This window comes from Nonomuraea cavernae (assembly GCF_040655715.1).
In the GTDB taxonomy this organism is placed as follows: domain Bacteria; phylum Actinomycetota; class Actinomycetes; order Streptosporangiales; family Streptosporangiaceae; genus Nonomuraea; species Nonomuraea cavernae_A.
Window position 1 is genome coordinate 70,391 of the sequence record NZ_JBFAKL010000019.1, and the last position, 18,122, is coordinate 88,512.

8 protein-coding genes are annotated in these 18,122 nt (G+C 71.0%); 3 read left to right on the forward strand and 5 right to left on the reverse strand.

From position 1 onward, the window contains the following. Window positions 1-197: 197 nt before the first annotated feature. Window positions 198-1,622 carry an NADP-dependent phosphogluconate dehydrogenase gene (gene gndA / locus AB0I38_RS25955; RefSeq protein WP_358472343.1) on the reverse strand — a complete coding sequence of 475 codons (1,425 nt, stop codon included), beginning with the start codon at window positions 1,620-1,622 and terminating at the stop codon, window positions 198-200. A 131-nt stretch (window positions 1,623-1,753) separates the two neighbouring features. Then, window positions 1,754-2,443 (reverse strand): HAD family hydrolase, encoded by a 690-nt coding sequence (locus AB0I38_RS25960; RefSeq protein WP_358472345.1) that lies wholly within the window; start codon window positions 2,441-2,443, stop codon window positions 1,754-1,756. Between the two features lie 225 nt (window positions 2,444-2,668). Here AB0I38_RS25960 and AB0I38_RS25965 point away from each other — a divergent pair, with 225 nt between their 5' ends. Beyond that, window positions 2,669-3,799, forward strand: a complete 1,131-nt coding sequence (locus AB0I38_RS25965) for an epoxide hydrolase family protein (RefSeq protein ID WP_358472347.1) — start codon at window positions 2,669-2,671, stop codon at window positions 3,797-3,799. Here the strand turns inward: AB0I38_RS25965 and AB0I38_RS25970 are convergent. Further along, complete coding sequence (locus AB0I38_RS25970; RefSeq protein ID WP_358472349.1) at window positions 3,796-5,613, reverse strand: sensor histidine kinase; 1,818 nt, start codon at window positions 5,611-5,613, stop codon at window positions 3,796-3,798. The genes AB0I38_RS25965 and AB0I38_RS25970 overlap by 4 nt on opposite strands. Window positions 5,614-5,645: 32 nt before the next feature. Between AB0I38_RS25970 and AB0I38_RS25975 the strand changes: the two genes are divergently transcribed. Both AB0I38_RS25975 and AB0I38_RS25980 read left to right on the forward strand, forming a co-directional pair. Further along, complete coding sequence (locus tag AB0I38_RS25975) at window positions 5,646-6,251, forward strand: response regulator transcription factor (RefSeq protein ID WP_358472351.1); 606 nt, start codon at window positions 5,646-5,648, stop codon at window positions 6,249-6,251. A 100-nt stretch (window positions 6,252-6,351) separates the two neighbouring features. Next, window positions 6,352-8,826 (forward strand): ATP-dependent Clp protease ATP-binding subunit, encoded by a 2,475-nt coding sequence (locus tag AB0I38_RS25980; RefSeq protein ID WP_358472353.1) that lies wholly within the window; start codon window positions 6,352-6,354, stop codon window positions 8,824-8,826. A 55-nt stretch (window positions 8,827-8,881) separates the two neighbouring features. On the opposite strand, the gene AB0I38_RS25985 is transcribed toward AB0I38_RS25980, so the two are convergent. Then, window positions 8,882-9,328: a hypothetical protein gene (locus AB0I38_RS25985; RefSeq protein ID WP_358472355.1), complete on the reverse strand. Its 447-nt coding sequence runs from the start codon at window positions 9,326-9,328 to the stop codon at window positions 8,882-8,884. A gap of 162 nt (window positions 9,329-9,490) precedes the next feature. Beyond that, entirely contained in the window at window positions 9,491-18,007 is an 8,517-nt protein-coding gene (locus AB0I38_RS25990) for a DNRLRE domain-containing protein (RefSeq protein ID WP_358472357.1), read from the reverse strand. Window positions 18,008-18,122 lie beyond the last annotated feature (115 nt).

Here is an 18,122-nt window from a genome sequence, read left to right on the forward strand (position 1 = left end):
GGACCGTGACGTGGTGACCGTGACGTGGTGACCGTGACGTGGTGACCGTGACGTGGTGACCGTGACGTGGTGACCGTGACGTGGTGACCGTGACGTGGTGACCGTGACGTCGTGACGTGGTGACGTTGGGGTGCCGTGACGCCGGGGTGCTGTGGTGCTGTGGTGCTGTGGTGCTGTGGTGCGTGACGCCGGGGTGGCTAGGCGGGGCGTTCGACGCGGTCGCCCGACCAGTCGGTGTGGAAGGCGCCCTCCCGGTCGACGCGGTGATAGGTGTGCGCGCCGAAGTAGTCGCGCAACCCCTGCACCAGCGCGGCGGGCAGCCGGTCGCGGCGCAGCCCGTCGTAGTAGGCCAGGGCCGAGGAGAAGCCCGGCGTGGGCACGCCGATCTGGACGGCGGTCGTCACGACGCGGCGCCAGGACTCCTGGGCGAGGTTGAGCGCCGCCGCGAACGTCGGGTCGGCCAGCAGGGTCGGCAGGCCCCGGTCGGCGTCGTAGGCGGTGCGGATCCGGTCGAGGAACTTGGCCCTGATGATGCAGCCGCCCCGCCAGATCGTGGCCATCGCGCCCAGGTCGAGGTCCCAGCCGTACTCCTTGGAGGCGGCGGCCATCTGGTCGAACCCCTGCGCATAGGCGACGATCTTGGACGCGTACAGGGCCTGCCTGACGTCCTCGACCAGCTCGCGCCCGCCCACCCCGGACAGCTTCGGCCCCTCCAGCCCGGCGGCGGCCCGGCGCTGCTCCGGGTGGCCCGACAGGGCGCGGGCGAAGACCGCCTCGGCGATGCCCGTCACCGGCACGCCCAGGTCCAGCGCGCTCTGCACGGTCCAGCGGCCGGTGCCCTTCTGCTCGGCCTGGTCCACCACGACGTCCACGAACGGCTTGCCGGTGGCCTCGTCGACCTGGTCGAGCACCTCGGCGGTGATCTCGATCAGGTAGGAGTCGAGCTCGCCCTGGTTCCACTCGCGGAAGATCGTGGCCAGCTCGGCCGGGGTGGCGCCGAGCGCCTGGCGCAGCAGATCGTAGGACTCGGCGATGAGCTGCATGTCGGAGTACTCGATGCCGTTGTGAACCATCTTCACGAAGTGGCCGGCGCCGTCGGGGCCCACGTGCACCGCGCACGGCACGCCGTCCACCTTGGCCGAGATGTCCTGCAGGATCGGGCCCAGCGCCTCCCATGACTCCTCGGAGCCACCCGGCATGATGCTCGGTCCGTTGAGCGCGCCCTCCTCGCCGCCGGAGATGCCGGTGCCGACGAAGTGGATGCCGAGCTCGCGCAGCGCCGCCTCGCGCCGCCGGGTGTCCAGGAAGTGCGCGTTGCCGCCGTCGACGATCATGTCGCCCGGCTCCATCAGCGCCGCGAGCCGGCCGATCACCGCGTCCGTGCCGGCGCCCGCCTTGACCATGATGATCGCGCGCCGTGGCCGCTTCAGCGACGCCACGAAGCCCGCCATCTCCTCCGACGGCACGAACGTGCCCTCGCCGCCGAACTCCTTCACCAGGTCGTGGGTACGGCTCACCGACCGGTTGTGCACGGCCACGGCGTAGCCGTGCCTCGCCAGGTTGCGTGCCAGATTGCGCCCCATGGTCGCCAGACCGGTGACGCCGATGTCCGCCAAGTCCATCTCAGCTCCTCTGTCGTGGATACGCACGATCAGGCCCCGGAGGTTCGCCCGGATATTCGGCGCCTGTTCCGGTCATGTCCCGCATCTGTTCCGGTCATGTCCCGCGTCTGGCCCGCGTCTGTTCCGTGCCGTCAGTCGCTCTGGCGCACGCCCAGCTCGTCGAGCCGGTCCAGCATGTCGGCCGGGTCGGCGTACACGCGGAAGGCGCCGGCGCGTTCGAGCTCGTCCCTGCCGTAACCGCCGGACAGCAGCCCGATCCCGAGCGAGCCCGCCCGGCGGGCCGCGAGCAGGTCCCAGACGCTGTCGCCCACCACCATGGCATGCCGCGGGTCAACGTCGAGCAATGCCGCACCGGCCAGGAACAGGTCGGGATCCGGCTTCGCCCGGCGTACCCGGTCGCGGGTGACCAGCGGGGTGTCCTCCGGCAGGCCCAGCAGGCCCAGGGCGAGCCGGGCCGTCCGGGCGTAGCCGCTGGTCGCGATCGCCCACGGCACACCGCGCGAGGTCAGCTCGGCCAGCAACTCCGGAGCGCCGGGCAGCGGTCTGACCGAGCCGGCCTGCTCGGTGTAGGCGTCGGCGTGCGTGTTCTGCAACTCGTCGATCTGCTCCTGGGTCAGCTTCAGCCCGGTCTCACGCAGCAGCGCGCTGACGAACAGGCCGCCGCTCATCCCGATGCGCCGGTGGATCCGCCAGACCGACAGGTCGATCCCCATCCCGGACAGCGCCTGCCGCCAGGCGATCACGTGCTGGTAGACACTGTCGATCAGGGTGCCGTCGAGATCGAAGAGAAAGGCCGGTGCCGGGGCTTGCGGGAAGTCCATTCCCCCATGACATCACGGCCTGATCCGGATCATCATCGTGGGCGGACGCGGGCGGACGCGGGCGGACGCGGGCCGCGCTGACCGTCTCAGCCGGACGCGGCGCCGGACGTGGCGCTGTACATGAGCGTTGTGCGGGAGCGCCGTGCGGGAGTGCTGTGCATTCCGCATGCCGAACCTGTGCACCGCGAACTACCGGCAGGGACGGCCCTTCTCCAGGATTGAGGCATGAGTTCAGACGTCACTCCCTTCCGTATAGAGATCCCCCAGGCGGACCTGGACGACCTGCAGACGCGGCTCGACCTCGCCCGCTTCACCGACGAGTTCCCCGACGCCTATGGCGTGAGCGTCGAGCGGGTCCGGCGGCTGACCGAGTACTGGCGCAACGGCTACGACTGGCGTGCCTGGGAGGCCCGGCTCAACGCCCATCCGCAGTTCACCACCGACATCGACGGGCAGCGGATCCACTTCGTCCACGTACGATCCGCCAAGCCTGACGCGCTGCCGCTGATCCTCACCCACGGCTGGCCCGGTTCGTTCGTGGAGTTCCTCGACGTCATCGAGCCCCTGTCGAAGGACTTCCACCTGGTCATCCCGTCGCTGCCCGGGTTCTGCTTCTCCGGGCCGACCACGGAGAGCGGCTGGGGCACCGTACGCACCGCGCGGGCCTGGGCGGAGCTGATGGCCCGCCTCGGCTACGAGCGCTACGGCGCGGTCGGCAACGACGGCGGCTCGATGGTGTCGCCGGAGATCGGCCGCCACGCCCCGTCCAACGTGGTGGGCGTGCACGTCACGCAGATCTTCTCCTTCCCCTCCGGCGACCCCGCCGAGCTCACGGACCTGACCGAGGAGGAGCAGGCCGCGATGGGGGTGCTGCGATGGTTCTGGGAGGAGGCGGGCGCCTTCAACGTCCTGCACTCCCAGCAGCCGCAGACGCTGGCCCACGCGCTCGCCGACTCGCCGGTCGGGCTGCTGGGCTGGAACGGCCAGCTGTTCGACCACGAGCTCGACGACGACTTCGTGCTCACCAACGTCGCGCTCTACTGGCTCACCGGCACCGCGGGCTCCGCGATCCGCTTCTACTACGAGAACGCCAAGGCCGCCCCGTCGCCGGCCGAGCCCACCACGACGCCGATCGGGCTGGCCTCGGCCAAGGGCGACTTCCAGTCCATCCGGCGCTTCGCCGAACGTGACCACAGGAACATCGCGCAGTGGCACACGTACGAGAGCGGGGGGCACTACGCGGCCCACCTGGCACCCGACGTCTACGCGGGCGACGTCCGGGCGTTCTTCTCCGGTCTCCTCCAGGATCAGCACGGTCAGGATCAGCACGGTCGGGAACAGCACGGTCGGGATTAGCGGGGCACCGACGCGACCAGGGCGAACGTGTCGTCGCCCTGGTCGCCTGCGGCGAACGTGCCGCCCGCGGCCTCGACCCTGGCCGCCAGGCTCGCCAGCCCGCTGCCGCCGGTCCCCGGCACGGCCGGCGTCACACCGTCGTTGGCGACGCGCAGCCGTACCTCGTCGTCGTCCGTCTCCACCGCGATCGTGCACCGCCGCGCCGCCGCGTGCCTGACGACGTTGGTGACGGCCTCGCGCAGGACCGTGGCCAGCACCGGGCGGGGCTCCACGGTGGCGGCGTCCACCCGGACCTCGACTCCGGCGGAGTCGAGCAGTGAGCGGGCGGACTCGATCTCCTCCCGCAGGTTCAGCTCGGCGCCACCGGAAGTGATCGAGCGCACGTCGGCGAGGCCGCGCACCGCCAGCGGGTGTACGTCCGCCATCAGGAGCGCCGCCTTGCCGGGGTCGTCGCCGATCGCCCGCAGGGCCAGCTCGGCCTTGAGGGTGATGGCCGACAGGGTGATGCCGAGCAGGTCGTGCACGTCCCTGGCCATCCGGAGCCGCTCGGCGACCACGGCGCTCATGGCGCTCTGCCTGCGCAGGTCGCGCAGGTGCCGGGCCGCCTCGGGGAACCGGTTGAAGCCGAACACGCCGACGGTGATGCCGATCGTCGAGGCGACCTGGTAGAGCTCGTAGCCGCCCACGTCCGGGTAGAGCCTCATCAGGAACCCGGTGGCGGCGGTGCCGACCGCGACCGCGGGCACCGACCAGCGCGCGGGCAGCCACAGCAGGGTGTTGGCCACGGCCAGGCCGAGCAGCGCTGACAGGGTGCCGTTGCCCAGGTAGAGGGTGGCGGCGCCGACGACGAGAATGTGCAGCGGGAGCGTCCAGCGCCAGGCCGAAGCGACCGAGGCCCTGGGGACACCGTGGTAGAGCTGGAATCCGACGGCCAGGAGCGCGACCACGACGGCGACCGCCCAGTGGCGCGGGGTCGTGGCGACGTCGTTCGCGACGTTGTTGAGCACGATGACGGCGATGTTGACGGTCATCGCCATGAGGGCCCACCGCGAGAGCCTGGTCGACTCGTCCGGCAGGTCGCTCCGGCCCTCGGGGAGCGGTTCACGGCGGGCGGCGGCCACCCCTCGGGCCTCCGTGGCCGCTTCGCGGGAGATCTCCGCGATGCCGGTGAGCACAGCGGGGGTGAGCGGCCTCCGGCGGGAGATGCGCAGGATGTGGACCAGCCGGGCGCCGATGGCCCTGCGCAGGTCGCCGGTCGCGCGCAGGCGCTCGTTGGCCGCCTCCAGCTCGGCGAGCTGCCGGTTGGCCGCCTGGGTCTCGGTGAGCAGCACGGCCAGCCGTACCAGGGCGAACAGGGTGAGCCCCATGTTCATGTCGATGATCGTGAAGCTGGCCACCGTGGCGAGGTCGGGGCCGTGCAGCACGGCCGCCACCGCGGTGTCGGCCAGCAGCACCCCGCCGAACAGCAGCCATCCGGCCGGACCCGCAACGCTCAGCGGCATGGCGGCGGCCAGCGGCCCCGCTATGGGCCCCCACAACATGGGGAAGGGCAGGTAGGGCCCGAAGGTCGCCACTCCGAGAACGGGAACGGCGCGCCGCCCGCCCCGGGCGACCACGGCGAAGAGGGCGACGACGGCCAGGATGAGGCCCAGGCAGATCCCGAGGCTGAGCGGCGAGGACTGTCCTCGCGCGTTCGCCATGGCGACGACGATCGTGAAGCGGGCGGGGACCAGGAGCGCGATGTAGCCGAGCACGAGCGCCCAGCCGGTCGAGGGCCTGAGTTGTGGCCGTCCGCTCCCTTCGTCTCCCGTCACCTGCGTTGTTTATCACGCTTAGTATGCGACACGTGATTCGTGTGCTCGTGGCAGAGGATGTTCGGATACTGCGTGAGGCGCTGGTCGCCCTGCTCGGATACGAGGAGGGCATCGAGGTCGTCGCCGAGGTGGACACGGGCGACGCGATCGTGCCCGCGGCGCTGGCCCACCGGCCGGACGTCGCCGTGCTGGACATCGACCTGCCCGTGCTCGACGGGCTGGCCGCCGCGGCCGACCTGCACGCCCGGCTGCCCGAATGCCGCGTGCTGATCCTCACCGCGCTGGGCAGGCCCGGCAACCTGCGGCGCGGGGTCGAGGCGCACGTGTCCGGCTTCATGCTCAAGGACTCCAGGCCGCAGGATCTGGTGAACGCCATCCGCACCGTCGCGACCGGCGGCCGGGTCGTCGACCAGCAACTCGCCTACGCGGCGCTCGACCTGCCCGCCAGCCCGCTGACCGACCGTGAGGCCGACGTCCTGCGACTGACCGGTGCCGGCGCCGCGCCCCGGGACATCGCCGGGGACCTGCACCTCAGCTACGGCACGGTGCGCAACTACCTCGCCTCCGCCGTGACCAAGCTGAACGCTCGCACCCGGCAGGACGCGGTCCGGATCGCCACCGAGGCGGGCTGGCTCTGAGGAGGGTCGCCGACTCTTTGCGGTTCGCCGTCTGGCCGTTGGCTATGTTCTGTGACGTACGCGGCAAGGGTTCCCCTAGTACCTGAGAGGGGAACACCCGATGTCGGATAGGTCGTTTTTTGGGGGAGATCCGTTCAGCCGGTTCGAGGAACTGACGGGCCGGATCTTCGGTGACTCCTGGCCACCGGCACGGCCGAGCGTGCAACGGGTGGACATCGGCAAGCTGCTGAGCGACTCCGCGCGCCAGGTCCTGACGGGCGCGATGGAACGCGCGGGCGAGCGCGGCGCGACCGACCTGGACGCCCTAGACCTCCTCCAGGCGCTCACCGAGACCGAGCAGACGCGTGCTCAGCTGCAGGCCGCGGGCGTGGACATCGGCAGGCTGCAGGACCGCGTCCGCGCCCTCACGGGCGAAGGCGCGGGCCCCCTCTCGCCACCGTCGACGCTCTCCCCGGCCGCCAAGCGGACGATCCTGGACGCCCAGCGGATCTCCCGCGCCCTCGGCTCCTCCTACATCGGCCCCGAACACCTGCTGCTCGCCCTGGCCGCCAACCCTGGCTCCACCTCGGCCGAACTCCTGCAGGAGCAGAACGTCACGCTGGACACCCTGCAGAAGGCGGTGGCCGGCGGCCAGGAGCGCCGAGGCGCCGGCGGGGGAGACACGCCCTCGCTCGACGAGTACGGCCGCGACCTGACCGAGGAGGCCAGGCAGGGCCGGCTCGACCCGGTCGTCGGTCGCGAGGACGAGATCGAGCAGGCCATCGAGGTACTGTCGCGGCGTACCAAGAACAACCCCGTGCTCATCGGCGAGCCGGGCGTGGGCAAGACCGCGATCGTCGAGGGCATCGCGCAGCGCATCGTCAACGGCAGCATCCCGGACACGTTGAAGGACCGCCGCGTCATCGGGCTCGACCTGACCGGCATGGTGGCCGGGACGAAGTACCGGGGCGAGTTCGAGGAGCGCATCAAGAAGGTCATCGACGAGGTGCGCGCCCACGCCGACGAGACGATCGTGTTCATCGACGAGGCGCACACGTTGATCGGCGCCGGCGCGGCCGAGGGCGGCATGGACGCCGCGAACATCCTCAAGCCCGCCCTGGCCCGCGGCGAGCTGCACGTCATCGCCGCCACCACGATCGACGAGTACCGCAAGAACATCGAGAAGGACGCCGCGCTCGAACGCCGCCTGCAGCCGATTCTCGTCCCCGAGCCCTCCGTCGAGGAGACGGTCGAGATCCTGCGCGGCCTGCGCGACGCCTACGAGGCCCACCACCAGGTGCGGCTCTCCGACGAGGCGCTGCGCGCCGCCGCCGTCCTGTCTGACCGCTACGTCGCCGACCGCTTCCTGCCCGACAAGGCCATCGACCTGATGGACCAGTCCGCGGCCCGCGTACGGCTGCGCTCCCGCACCCCCGCGAACGACGTGCGCGACCTGGAGGAACGGCTCGACGCGCTGCGCCGCGACAAGGACCAGGCCGTCGCCGCCGAGGACTTCGACCGGGCCAAGGAGCTCACCGTGCAGGTGGACAAGCTCCGCCCCGAGCTGCGGCGCGCCCAGCAGAGCCGCGACGAGGTGCCGATGGTGACGGTGGAGGACGTCGCCGAAGTCGTCTCGCGGCGCACCGGCATCCCGGTCACGCAGCTGACCGAGGAGGAGCGCGAGCGCCTGACACGCCTGGAGGAGCACCTGCACCGGCGGGTCATCGGCCAGGACGAGGCGGTCGTGGCGATCGCCGAGGCCGTGCGCCGCAGCCGCGCGGGGCTGTCGGACCCGCGGCGCCCGATCGGCAGCTTCCTGTTCCTCGGCCCGACCGGCGTGGGCAAGACCGAACTGGCCCGTTCCCTGGCCGTGGCGCTGTTCGGCGGCGAGGACCACATGGTCCGCCTCGACATGAGCGAGTTCCAGGAGCGGCACACCGTCTCGCGGCTGGTCGGCGCCCCTCCGGGCTACGTCGGCTACGAGGAGGCCGGCCAGCTCACCGAGGCGGTCCGCCGCCGCCCGCACTGCGTGGTGCTGCTGGACGAGATCGAGAAGGCCCACCCCGACGTGATGAACATCCTGCTGCAGATGCTCGACGACGGCCGCCTGACCGACGGCCAGGGCCGCACGGTCGACTTCACGCACGCGATCATCATCATGACCAGCAACATCGGCGCCCAGATGATCCTGGAGGCGGAGACGCCGATGGAGGAGCAGCTCATGGAGCTGCTCCGGCACTCGCTCCGGCCCGAGCTGCTCAACCGCATCGACGAGACGATCATCTTCAAGCGGCTGGAGCGCGAGCAGCTGCGGCAGATCGTCGAGCTCATGCTGGAGCGCACCCGGCAGCGGCTGCGCGGCCAGGACGTGGCGCTGGAGGTCACGGACGCGGCCAAGGACTGGCTGGCCGGACGCGGCTACCAGCCGGAGTTCGGCGCCCGGCCGCTGCGCCGGACGGTGCAGCGGGAGCTGGACAACCGGCTGTCCACGATGCTGCTGACCGGCGAGGTCAGGGAAGGCGGCCGGGTGACGGTGGACGTCGAGAACGATCAGCTCACCCTGCGCGCCCACAACCCCGAGCCGGTCGGCGCCTGACGCGGCGCGCTGCTGGCCGGGCCGGCACGGTGGCCGGCCTGACGCGGCGCGACGGTCAGCCGGGCAGGGCCAGCTCCGCCCGGACGGCGGCGATCAGCCGGTCGTGGTCCCAGTCCAGGCCCACGCCCAGCTCGCGCATCACCACGCTGAAGTCGCGGAACTCGCGGCAGTCGAGAGCCCTGAACTCAGCCACGGCCGAGGCCAGACTGGATCTCTCCAGGCCGCGGTAGAGCGCCGGCCGGGCGGTCGCGTCGTCACCGTGCTCGTCCGAGAGCCGCAGGTAGGCCTCGTCCCATTCCTCGTGCAGCGCCCGGGCGGAGCCGCCGCCGGTGTCGTCGAGCGCGGCGAGCAGCCGGGCGAGGTCGTCCGGGCTCAACGCGGAGGACCCGGCGACGAGCCCGCGCAGCACGCCGGCCGTGCGCGACTCGATCCCGTCGACGCCGTACGCGGCCACCATCTGGCGGTAGAGGGGGTCGAACGCCGGGAAGCCCGCCGCTGCCACGTGTGCTCCTTCCGATGGGATCCGTGTCCCGATGGGATCCGTGTCCCGATGGGATCCGTGTTCCGATGGATCCGTGTTCCGATGGATCCGTGTTCCGATGGATCCGTGTCCCCGGTGGGGTCCGCGGCCGACTCTACTCGGCCGCGGCCTCACCTCCTGTGGTCACTTCCGGTAGATCGTCAATTTGAGGATCAGGGAGCGCAGGTCCATCAGATTCCCGGCCACGCTGGTCGCCGCCATGGTGGCGTGATGCTCGGCGGCCTGCTCCCTGGAGCCGAGGTAGATGTGCGCGGACCAGTCGTGCGGGTCGCGCAGGCGGGTCCGGGTCATGGCGGAGGTCTCGTCGGAGAGCTCCCGCGCGCAGCCCTGGCAGATGGGCCGGCTCGCGCCGACCGACGTCATCTTCCAGCCCCCGGCGGAGCCGATGTAGCCCTCCTGCGACTTCGCGAACTCGACGAGTTTGATCTCCGCGTGCCCCTCCGTGCCTCCGACCTGGATGAAGTCGTCCCGCGTCTCCAGGTACTCGGCCAGGCTGGCGCGGAAGTACGGATCTCCGCTGGCGCGGCTCTCGCTGGACGACACGGCGATCACCTCCTCGCCCTCGTGGGTCTCGAACATGCCGACCGCGATGGTCACGCTGCCCCTCGTCCTCGGCGTCATGAACTGCGCCAGCGCACTGGCGAGCATGTCGGTGTAGGTGTACTTGTCGACGGTGCCGGCCGCGTAGGCCTCGTCCAGCTCCGTGATGTCCGCGATCGCGGCGGCCTCGGCGGCGGCCTGCTGCTCGGCGGGCGTCGGGCCGGGGTCGCGAGGCTCGACCCTCCAGGTCCCGTCGTCCCCCGTGCCACAGCTCAGCCCGCCCCGTACACAGTCGTCGGGGATGTGGCCGTCGAGCTCGACGTTGGAGATCGGGTTGCCGCCGCCGAAGGCGTAGAGGTTGCCGGTGAACGGGTTGGCGGTCAGGTTCAGGTCGGCGAGGGCGCCGGTGTACATGTCGCGGGTGAGGAAGCGGTTCAGGCCGGGGCTGTACTCGCGGAAGCCCATGTCGTAGTCGCCGGACGCCTGGTCCCAGCGCTTGGCGTTGAACCGGTAGGGGCTATCGGGCTCCTTGGCCGGGTCGGCGGTGTCCGGCTTGTCGACGCCGGTGAACCGGGCGTCGTCGTTCTGGCCGTAGGCGGTGTAGCCGTAGGTGGACCGGGTGTCGCCGTTCTGCCCGGTGAGCTGCTCGACGTCGGTGTGCGCGTTGTAGCCGTAGTAGCCGGGTTCCTCGGTGCCGTCGGCGCCGGTGCTGATCTGGGAGAGGCGCTCTCCCCATGGGGAGTACTGGTAGGAGCGGGTGACCCGGCCCGCGACCTCCTCGTCGAGCACCTCGCCCGACAGACCGAGGTAGTCGAAGGAGGTCGTCTTCTCCTGGGCGGTGCCGGCGCGGGTGGTCTTGGCCGCGGTGCGGTCGAGGGGGTCGTAGGCGTACCTGGTGGTCGTCGTGCCGCCGGCCTCGAACTCGCGGTGTTCGGCGAGGCGGTCGAACCCGTCGTAGACCCTGCGCTCGATGATCGTGCCCGCGCTGCTGACGGTGTCGAGCCTGCCGAACGGGTCATAGTTGTAGCCGGCCGTGACCGAGCCCGAGACCGCGGTGAGCAGGCGGTTGCGGTCGTAGCCGAAGGTGGTGGTGGCGCCCTTCACGGTCTGGGAGACGACGTTGTCGTTGGCGTCGTGGACGTAGCTCTCGGTGCCGGCGCCGGCACCCGTCCTGGTGAGCGTGGCGATCCGGTCGCGGGGGTCGTAGGTGTAGGCGGCGGTGGTCGCCAGGTGCGCCGCGTGGTCGTCGGCGTTCATGGTCCTGGCGGCGTCGCTGACCCGGTTGCCGTTGAGGTCGTAGGCGAGGGTGTGCTCGGACACCAGGGTGCCGCCGGGCTTCTTCTCCACCTGGGTGCGCGGTAACCCGTCCAGGTAGTAGGTGTGGTCGACGGTGTTGCCGTTGCCCTTCACCTCGCGCAGCCGCTCGCCTCTGTCGGTGTAGGTGAACGTGGTGATCTTCGGGGCGGGGTCGGTGGCGGTCCTGCCGCTGGTCACCTTCGACACCAGGTCCCGCGGGTCGTAGTCGTACCTGGCGTGCCGCCCGTCGTGGGCGGTGGTCTCCGGGGCGCCGTTCGGGTTGTAGGTGAAGGACGTGGTGCTCCTGACCGTGCCGTCCTTGTGCTCCTTGACCTCGCCGACCTGGTTCAGCTCGGTGTAGCCGACGGTGAAGGAGTCGACGCGCCGTCCTGGGCTGGTGTCGGTGATCGAGGTCAGGTTGCCGTTCGGGTCGTAGGCGTAGCCGAAGTCCTTGCGTTCGTTGTCGGTGTCGCCGCTGTGGTTCCGTACGAGCTTGACCGCGTCGGCGACCACGACGCCGGTGGCGCTCTGGGTGAGCGACACCTTGGCGGCGTTGCCCTCGGTGAAGGCGTGGGTGCCGAGGCTCACCCAGGTCCCGGCGTTCCTGGTCTGGTCGACCGGCTTGTCGGTGACACCGCCGGGACGGGTCACCTTGAAGGGGGCGGTGGTGGACGCGCCCGCGACCGCGGGATACCGGACGAAGACCTGGTAATCGCCGGCCTGCGGCACGTTCAGCGTCCACTCGAAGGCGTCGGAGCCGGCGCCCGCCGCGTGCGTCCGGTAGCCGTGCCCGTGGAAGCCGCCGGCCGTGGTCGCCGCCGTCCAGGTACCGGTGGGCCGGACGTTGTGCTGGTCGGAGTCGTCCACCAGCACGACCTGATTGCCGACCGGGACGCCGAGGTCGGAACGGGACTTGAGCTTGCCGTCGGGGTAGTGGTCCCAGACCATCCAGCGGCTGGAGGAGCCGCCCGCCGAGCCGAGGACGCGGACCGTCTGCTCGCCGAGGGCGTTGTAGTCGTAGTAGGTGGCGATGTCCCACGGATCGGTGGACGTCTTGGCCCAGCCGTTGTCCCAGTAGGTGTACCTGGTGTCGTTGCGGACCGTCTGCCCGTTGGACGGCGGAGCCGACACGGTGGCCAGCCGGCCGGCCGCGTCGTAGGAGTAGATCGTCCGGTCCGGCGTCCTGTAGCGGGCGTCGGCCGGGTCGTACGGGGTGAGCCGTTCCTTGACCCGGTTGAGCTGGTCATAGACGGTCTGGTGGACGAAGTCGTCGGCCGCGGAGGTGGCGGCGCCGCGCGGGGTGACGACCTTGGTGCGGTTGCCGACCTGGTCGTACTCGTAGCGGATGGTCCGGTAGGTGACGGTGCCGCCGTCGTTCCTGTGCGGGACCCGCACCTCGGCGGGCTTGCCGCGGGCGTCCAGGGTGATCCGGGTCGTGTTGCCGGTCTCGTCGGTGGACGCGACGACCAGGCCATCGCGGTCGTAGTCGGTCACCCTGGCCTTGACCGTCGCGTCGATCACGGCCCGCACCCGGTGGTTCAGGTCGTACCAGTACCAGGCGGTGTAGTCCTCGGTGTCCGGGGTGGCGTTCTTACGCGGGTCGAAGACCTTGGACAGGTTGCCGACGTTGTCGTACGTGTAGCTGAGCTTGTGGCCCTTGGCGTTGGTCACCGAGCTGAGCTGGTAGAGCTCGTCGTAGGCGTACGTGGTGGTGTGGTCGCCGGCCGCCGGGGTGAGGTTGCCCTTGGGCTCGGTCTGGGTCAGCAAATTGCCGTTCCTGTCGTAGGTGAACGACGCCCTGCGCTCGGGATCGGAGGCGTTGTCCTTCGGGGCGAGGATGTGGGAGACCTGGTCGGCCTTGTCGTAGACCGCGTCGGTCACGGCCCCGTTGGGCGCGATGGAGCGGGTGACGTTGTCGTTGGCGTCGTAGACGGGCGCCGGGGTGGTGACGAACACGCCCGCGGCCTGGTCCTTGGGCGCCTTGTGCTCCAGCGGTCGGCCGAAGACGTCGTAGGTCTGGGTGGTCTTCGCGCCGAGCGGGTCGACCGCCTCGGTGACCTGGCCGCGCGGGTCGTAGGCGTACGTGGTGGACTTGCCGAGCGGGTCGGTGATCTTCTTCGGGTACCCGCTGGGGTCGAAGTCGGTGGCGGCGGTGCTGGTGGTGTTGCCGCCCGAGTCCCTGGCGGTGAGCAACTGCCCCCAGGAGTCGTAGGTGTAGGTCGTGGTGTAGTCGCCGGCGGCCGGCGTGGCGGTGCCCGCGGGGTCGGTCACCGAGGCGAGGTCCCCCGCGGGGGTGTAGCCGAACGACCAGGCGCGGCCCTCCGGCGACCTCTTGCCGGTCAGGTCGGCGGTGTAGCCGTTCAGCCCGGTCTGGTAGGTGAGGACCGTGCCGGGCCAGCCGTTCTTGTTGGCCTCGGCGTTCCTGATCTCGGTCGGGTAGCCGGTCTTGGGGTCGTAGGCCCAGGTGGTGACCGCGGCGTTGGCCTCCTCCAGCCTGACCACGTTGTTGCCGGCGTCCCAGCCCAGCTTGGTGACCTGGTTCTTGGCGTCCGTGACCTGCACCGGCCGGCCGAGCCCGTCCATCAGGTAGGTGGTGGCGCGTGCGTGGGCGTCGGTGACCACGGTCTGGATCTGCCTGCCGGTGTTGCCATCGGGGTCGGTGTAGGCGAAGGTCGTGGTGCCGCCGAGCCGGTCGGTGATGGTCTTGGCCTGCCACTTGAACGCGGGCGGGTCCTCGGGCCGGGAGTGGTAGCCGACGGCGGTGGCGTTGCCGCGCGGGTCGGTGATCCGGACGAGTTTGACGTTCTTGTTGCCCTGCGTCATGTCGTAGGCGAACGTGAACACCTTCGGCTGGGCGCTCCCCGCTCCGTCGATCAGCTCGCCGAGCAGGCCCTTGTCGGTGTAGGCGAAGGTGAGCTTGCGCCCGGAGAGGTCGGTGATCTGCTTGACGTGGTCGATGATGTGCGGGTTGGTCAGAGAGGTGCCCGACTTCCGGGTCCAGGTGGTGTCGTCGATGTAGTCGTAGGCCTCACCTTTGGCGTGGTAGTCGAGGGTGAGGGTCCGCCGGCCGGCCGGGTCGGTCAGGTAGCGCAGGAACTTGGTCGGCTGGTTGTTCGACTTGCGCACCTCGTAGGTGAAGTCCAGCCGGTTGCCGTTGTTGTCGGCGATCGACGTGGGGTAGCCCTGGCAGTCGTAGAAGAACTGGGTCCGGTCGGGCCGGGTCATCACCCAGGCGCGCTGCTCCTCCTGCTTGTTGCCGCAGACGACGAGCCGTTGCAGGCGCAGGTTCACCCCGGCGGGGGCGGTCCACTGGCCGGCGCCGTCGGAGGTCCAGCGGTGGGAGGTGCCGTCGCCGTCGGTCAGGGTGACGGTGGTCGGGTTGGGATTGGGGTGGAAGTCCAGCGGCGTGGCGAGCCGTACGAGGGAGCTCGCCTGCAGCGACCAGCCGAAGCCGGTGGTGGAGTCGGAGGTGTCGGCGGAGTTGTAGGCAAGGCGGACGAAGGTGGCCACGCCGCGCGAGGGGTTGGTGAAGGCGTTGTAGGACCACACCGCGTTGCCGGCGGACAGGTTGGTGACCAGGCTGGCGCCGGCTCCGGTGGCCTTGCCGGAGTAGGCGTAGAACTTCTCCAGCCCGATCTGGTCGGACGTGGGCTCCTGCACCGCCAGTGTCTGGCTGAGCGCGGCGATCGGGTTCGCCGGGGCGGCCGAGAGCCAGGTGCCGCTGGTCTTGTTGTACAGGTTCCAGGCCAGCACATGGTCGGCGCGCCGGTTGCCCTCGGCCGAGGCGGGAGGCGCCTTGACCTGGGCGGCGACGGTCACGGTGTCGCCGGTGGGCAGGTCCCTGGGCAGCGGGGTCTGCAGTTGCTGGGTGCTCACCGGGGTGCCGTCGGGGCGCGTCCACTGGTAGGACAGCACCCAGTCGGCCCGGCTGAGCGTGGCCGGGGTGGTGTTGGTGACGGTGGCCGGGATCGTCGCGGTCGTGTCGGCCGTGAGCGCCGGCGGGCTGTCGGGCACGTGGTAGGTGCTCTCCGGGGTGGCCTGCAGGTAGGTGACCACCAGTTGCGGGGTCAGCTCCGCCTCGCCGGCCTCGCCGGACAGGAAGATCGCGCGTGAGAGCGGGGTGGTTTCGTTGGCCAGCTTGAGCAGCATGCCCCGGTTTGTGGCTGGATTGGCCACCCACTGCGCCACCAGCGAGGTCGCCTTGACGTTTCGGCGGCGCGGGTCGTTGGTGAAGCCGGTGGCGCTGCCGGCCACGGCGGTGTGGTCGCCGCCCGGGGTGGTCCAGGCGGTGCCCTGAGCCGCCCGGCTCCAGGTGGCGGTGCTCTCGGTGAAGTCGCGGCTCAGGCCGCGCAGCTCCCAGGTGGCGTCGGCGGACCCGGTCACGCCGGCGGTCCACAGCTTCACCTCGGCGTCGAGCACCCGCGCCGAGGACGGGATGCCCAGGTCGGGGAACTTGAGCAGAGCCCGGGTGGTGGCGTGGGTGGCGGAGTTGTTGCCCACCGACAGCCACGGCTGCCCGGTGAGCCGGTCGAGGTTGGTGTCCGGCAGCGCCGAGGACAGCGTGGTGTCGCTCACCCCCGACTGGTAGATCTTCGTCACCCGGCCCGCCTTGGGCAGCCGGACGAGCTGCGTCGGCCCCGGGGTCACCTGCCCGTCACGGGTCCTGACCGCGACCATGTAGTAGTAGGCGTTGCCGAACGGGTCCGGATCCTCGGCCGCCGTGGGCGGCGCGGACGTGTCGGTGTAGCCGGTCGCCGGCGGCGCGAGCGGTGCCACCAGCGTGGCGGCCGACGGGGTGAAGGTCTGGTGCACGCTGCGGTGCACCTGGTACTCCACGAGGTCGTCGTCGGGGCAGAAGGCGCACGGGTCCGTGTAGGCCGGCCACGACAGCTCCGCCCCGGTGGCCTGGATCGTCCGCGGCGGCTTCACCTCGACGCCCGGACGGCCGTAGGTCAGCACCAGCCTCGGGTAGGTCGCGGTCTCGCCGTTGTAGGCGTAGACGCTGCCCTCGTAGCGCGGGCCGCCCGCGCCGGGCGTGTTCTCGTCGCGCGCCTTGAGCACGAACCCGTGGTTGGGGTACGAGCCGTCCAGCCAGCCCTGCACGATGCCGCGCACGCTGAAGGAGTGCCAGGCGCTGCTCTCGTCCCCGGCCGGGCGGACCGCCGTGGCCTCCTTGACCAGCCGCACGGCGTCGGCGACGACCGCCTTGCTCGCGTCGGCGACGTCGCCCAGCCGCACCGTCCCGGTGGTGCCGGCGACGAACGGGTGGCTGCCCAGTGTCCGCCACACGCCGGCGGCGCCGGTGCCCGACTGGTTGACGGGGTAGGAGGCCGTGCCGCCCGCGTACGACACCGTGTACGGCGCGTTGGCCGCCCGGTCGGGCCCCGTCACGTAGTGCGCGTCCACCCGGTAGGTGCCCGGCTCGGTCACCATCGGATACCACGTGTAGGCGTCGCCGGTGGTGGCGTTCTTGCTGACCAGGAAGTCGCCGTTGACCGCGTGCTGGGTGTCGCCGGCCGAGGCGGTCCACGAGCCCGTCGCCGCCGTCTGTAAGGGGTCGCCGTCGTCCACCTGCGCGGTGTTGGCGCCCAGCTCTCCGACCAGGGCCGAGGCGTTGTTCCACGTCGCGCTCGTCTCGTCCCACGTCCCCGTGGCCCGCCGTGCCTCGATGGTCACCGCGGCCGTGTTGGCGGTGTGCTGCTGGTCGTACCAGAGCTGCAGCTGCGCCGACTCGATCCTGGTGCCGGAGGGCACCTCGGTCAGCGGGAACTTCAGCAGCGACCGTGCCACCCCGCTGTCGGTCGTCCCCACGGACAGCCGCCACGAGGCGTCGTGGTTGGTGTCCGGCGAGTCCGACATGATCATCGTGTCCTGCGACTGCGTCGGCGGCGGCGCGATCTTGACCGTCGGGTCGATGACCACCGGGTAGCGGCGGCCCGGCGCCGACAGCGACCCACGGTCGGCGGTCACGGTCACGTGCAGCCGCTCCCCGTCCCACGACATCGACTGCGACACCGCGCCGCTCCACGCCTTGCCGTACGGCGAGGAGGCGTCGTCGGCGGAGTCCACCATGAACGGCTTGGGCATCACCAGCACCGGCGGCCCGTCGAAGTCGCCGCGGTGGAACGCGATCGAACCGTCCGGGCGCTGCCAGGCACGCAGGCCTTCCACGCGCACCGCGAACCGGTAGACGGCCTCGCCCGCCGGCGGCCGGCTCAGCACGATCTTCTCTTTGAGCGCGTCCCGGCCCACCTCGTAGACCAGATCGGTGCCCTCACCCAGGGCCCCGGCGTACGTCACCACGCTGTCGCGCACCTCGGGCCGGCCGGGCTCCGCGCCGTCGACACCGAACGTCAGCGCGCCGCCGCCGGCCTCGAAACGCACCAGCGCGCCGGCCTCGGCTCCGAAGAAACTCCGGAACCCGTTGCTCTCGTTGCCGAACGCGAACCCGCGCCGCTTCGTCGGCAGCACCTTGGTGTCGATCGCCCGCCAGCCGCCGTCACCGTCGCGGTAGTGCAACGGGGCCGCCGACACCTCCTGCTGGACCCGCCCGTCCGCCAGGGCGAAGACCCGCCGGTAGGCGGTCCGCTGACCGGTCAGCTCCTTGACCCGCTTCGCCGGCTCGGCTCGCCTGCCCGGCGGCGGGTCCGCCGGTGGCGCCGCTGATCCGGCCGGGCTCCCGGCGGCCGGCGGCAGAGCCTGGGCGGCGGCCGCCGGCCAGGAGGGAGCGGTCAGGCCGGCCAGCACCAGCGAGACCGTGGTCAACAAGGGGAACAGGACCGTGGCGGACGACCGGCGGGACATGGCGCCTCCCTGCGGGGCGGGCGGGGAGACTCAGTGTCGCCAGGCGCCGTCATAAATCCGCCATAACCACAAAAGAGGAATGCGGTCTGAATATCTGTCAAATCACAACAAGCAA

What these genes read in the sequence shown, in the direction of transcription:
- gndA (WP_358472343.1), bottom strand. Translation starts at nt 1,622, where the DNA reads ATGGACTTGGCGGACATCGGCGTCACCGGTCTGGCGACCATGGGGCGC.
- AB0I38_RS25960 (WP_358472345.1), bottom strand. Translation starts at nt 2,443, where the DNA reads ATGGACTTCCCGCAAGCCCCGGCACCGGCCTTTCTCTTCGATCTCGAC.
- AB0I38_RS25965 (WP_358472347.1), top strand. Translation starts at nt 2,669, where the DNA reads ATGAGTTCAGACGTCACTCCCTTCCGTATAGAGATCCCCCAGGCGGAC.
- AB0I38_RS25980 (WP_358472353.1), top strand. Translation starts at nt 6,352, where the DNA reads ATGTCGGATAGGTCGTTTTTTGGGGGAGATCCGTTCAGCCGGTTCGAG.
- AB0I38_RS25990 (WP_358472357.1), bottom strand. Translation starts at nt 18,007, where the DNA reads ATGTCCCGCCGGTCGTCCGCCACGGTCCTGTTCCCCTTGTTGACCACG.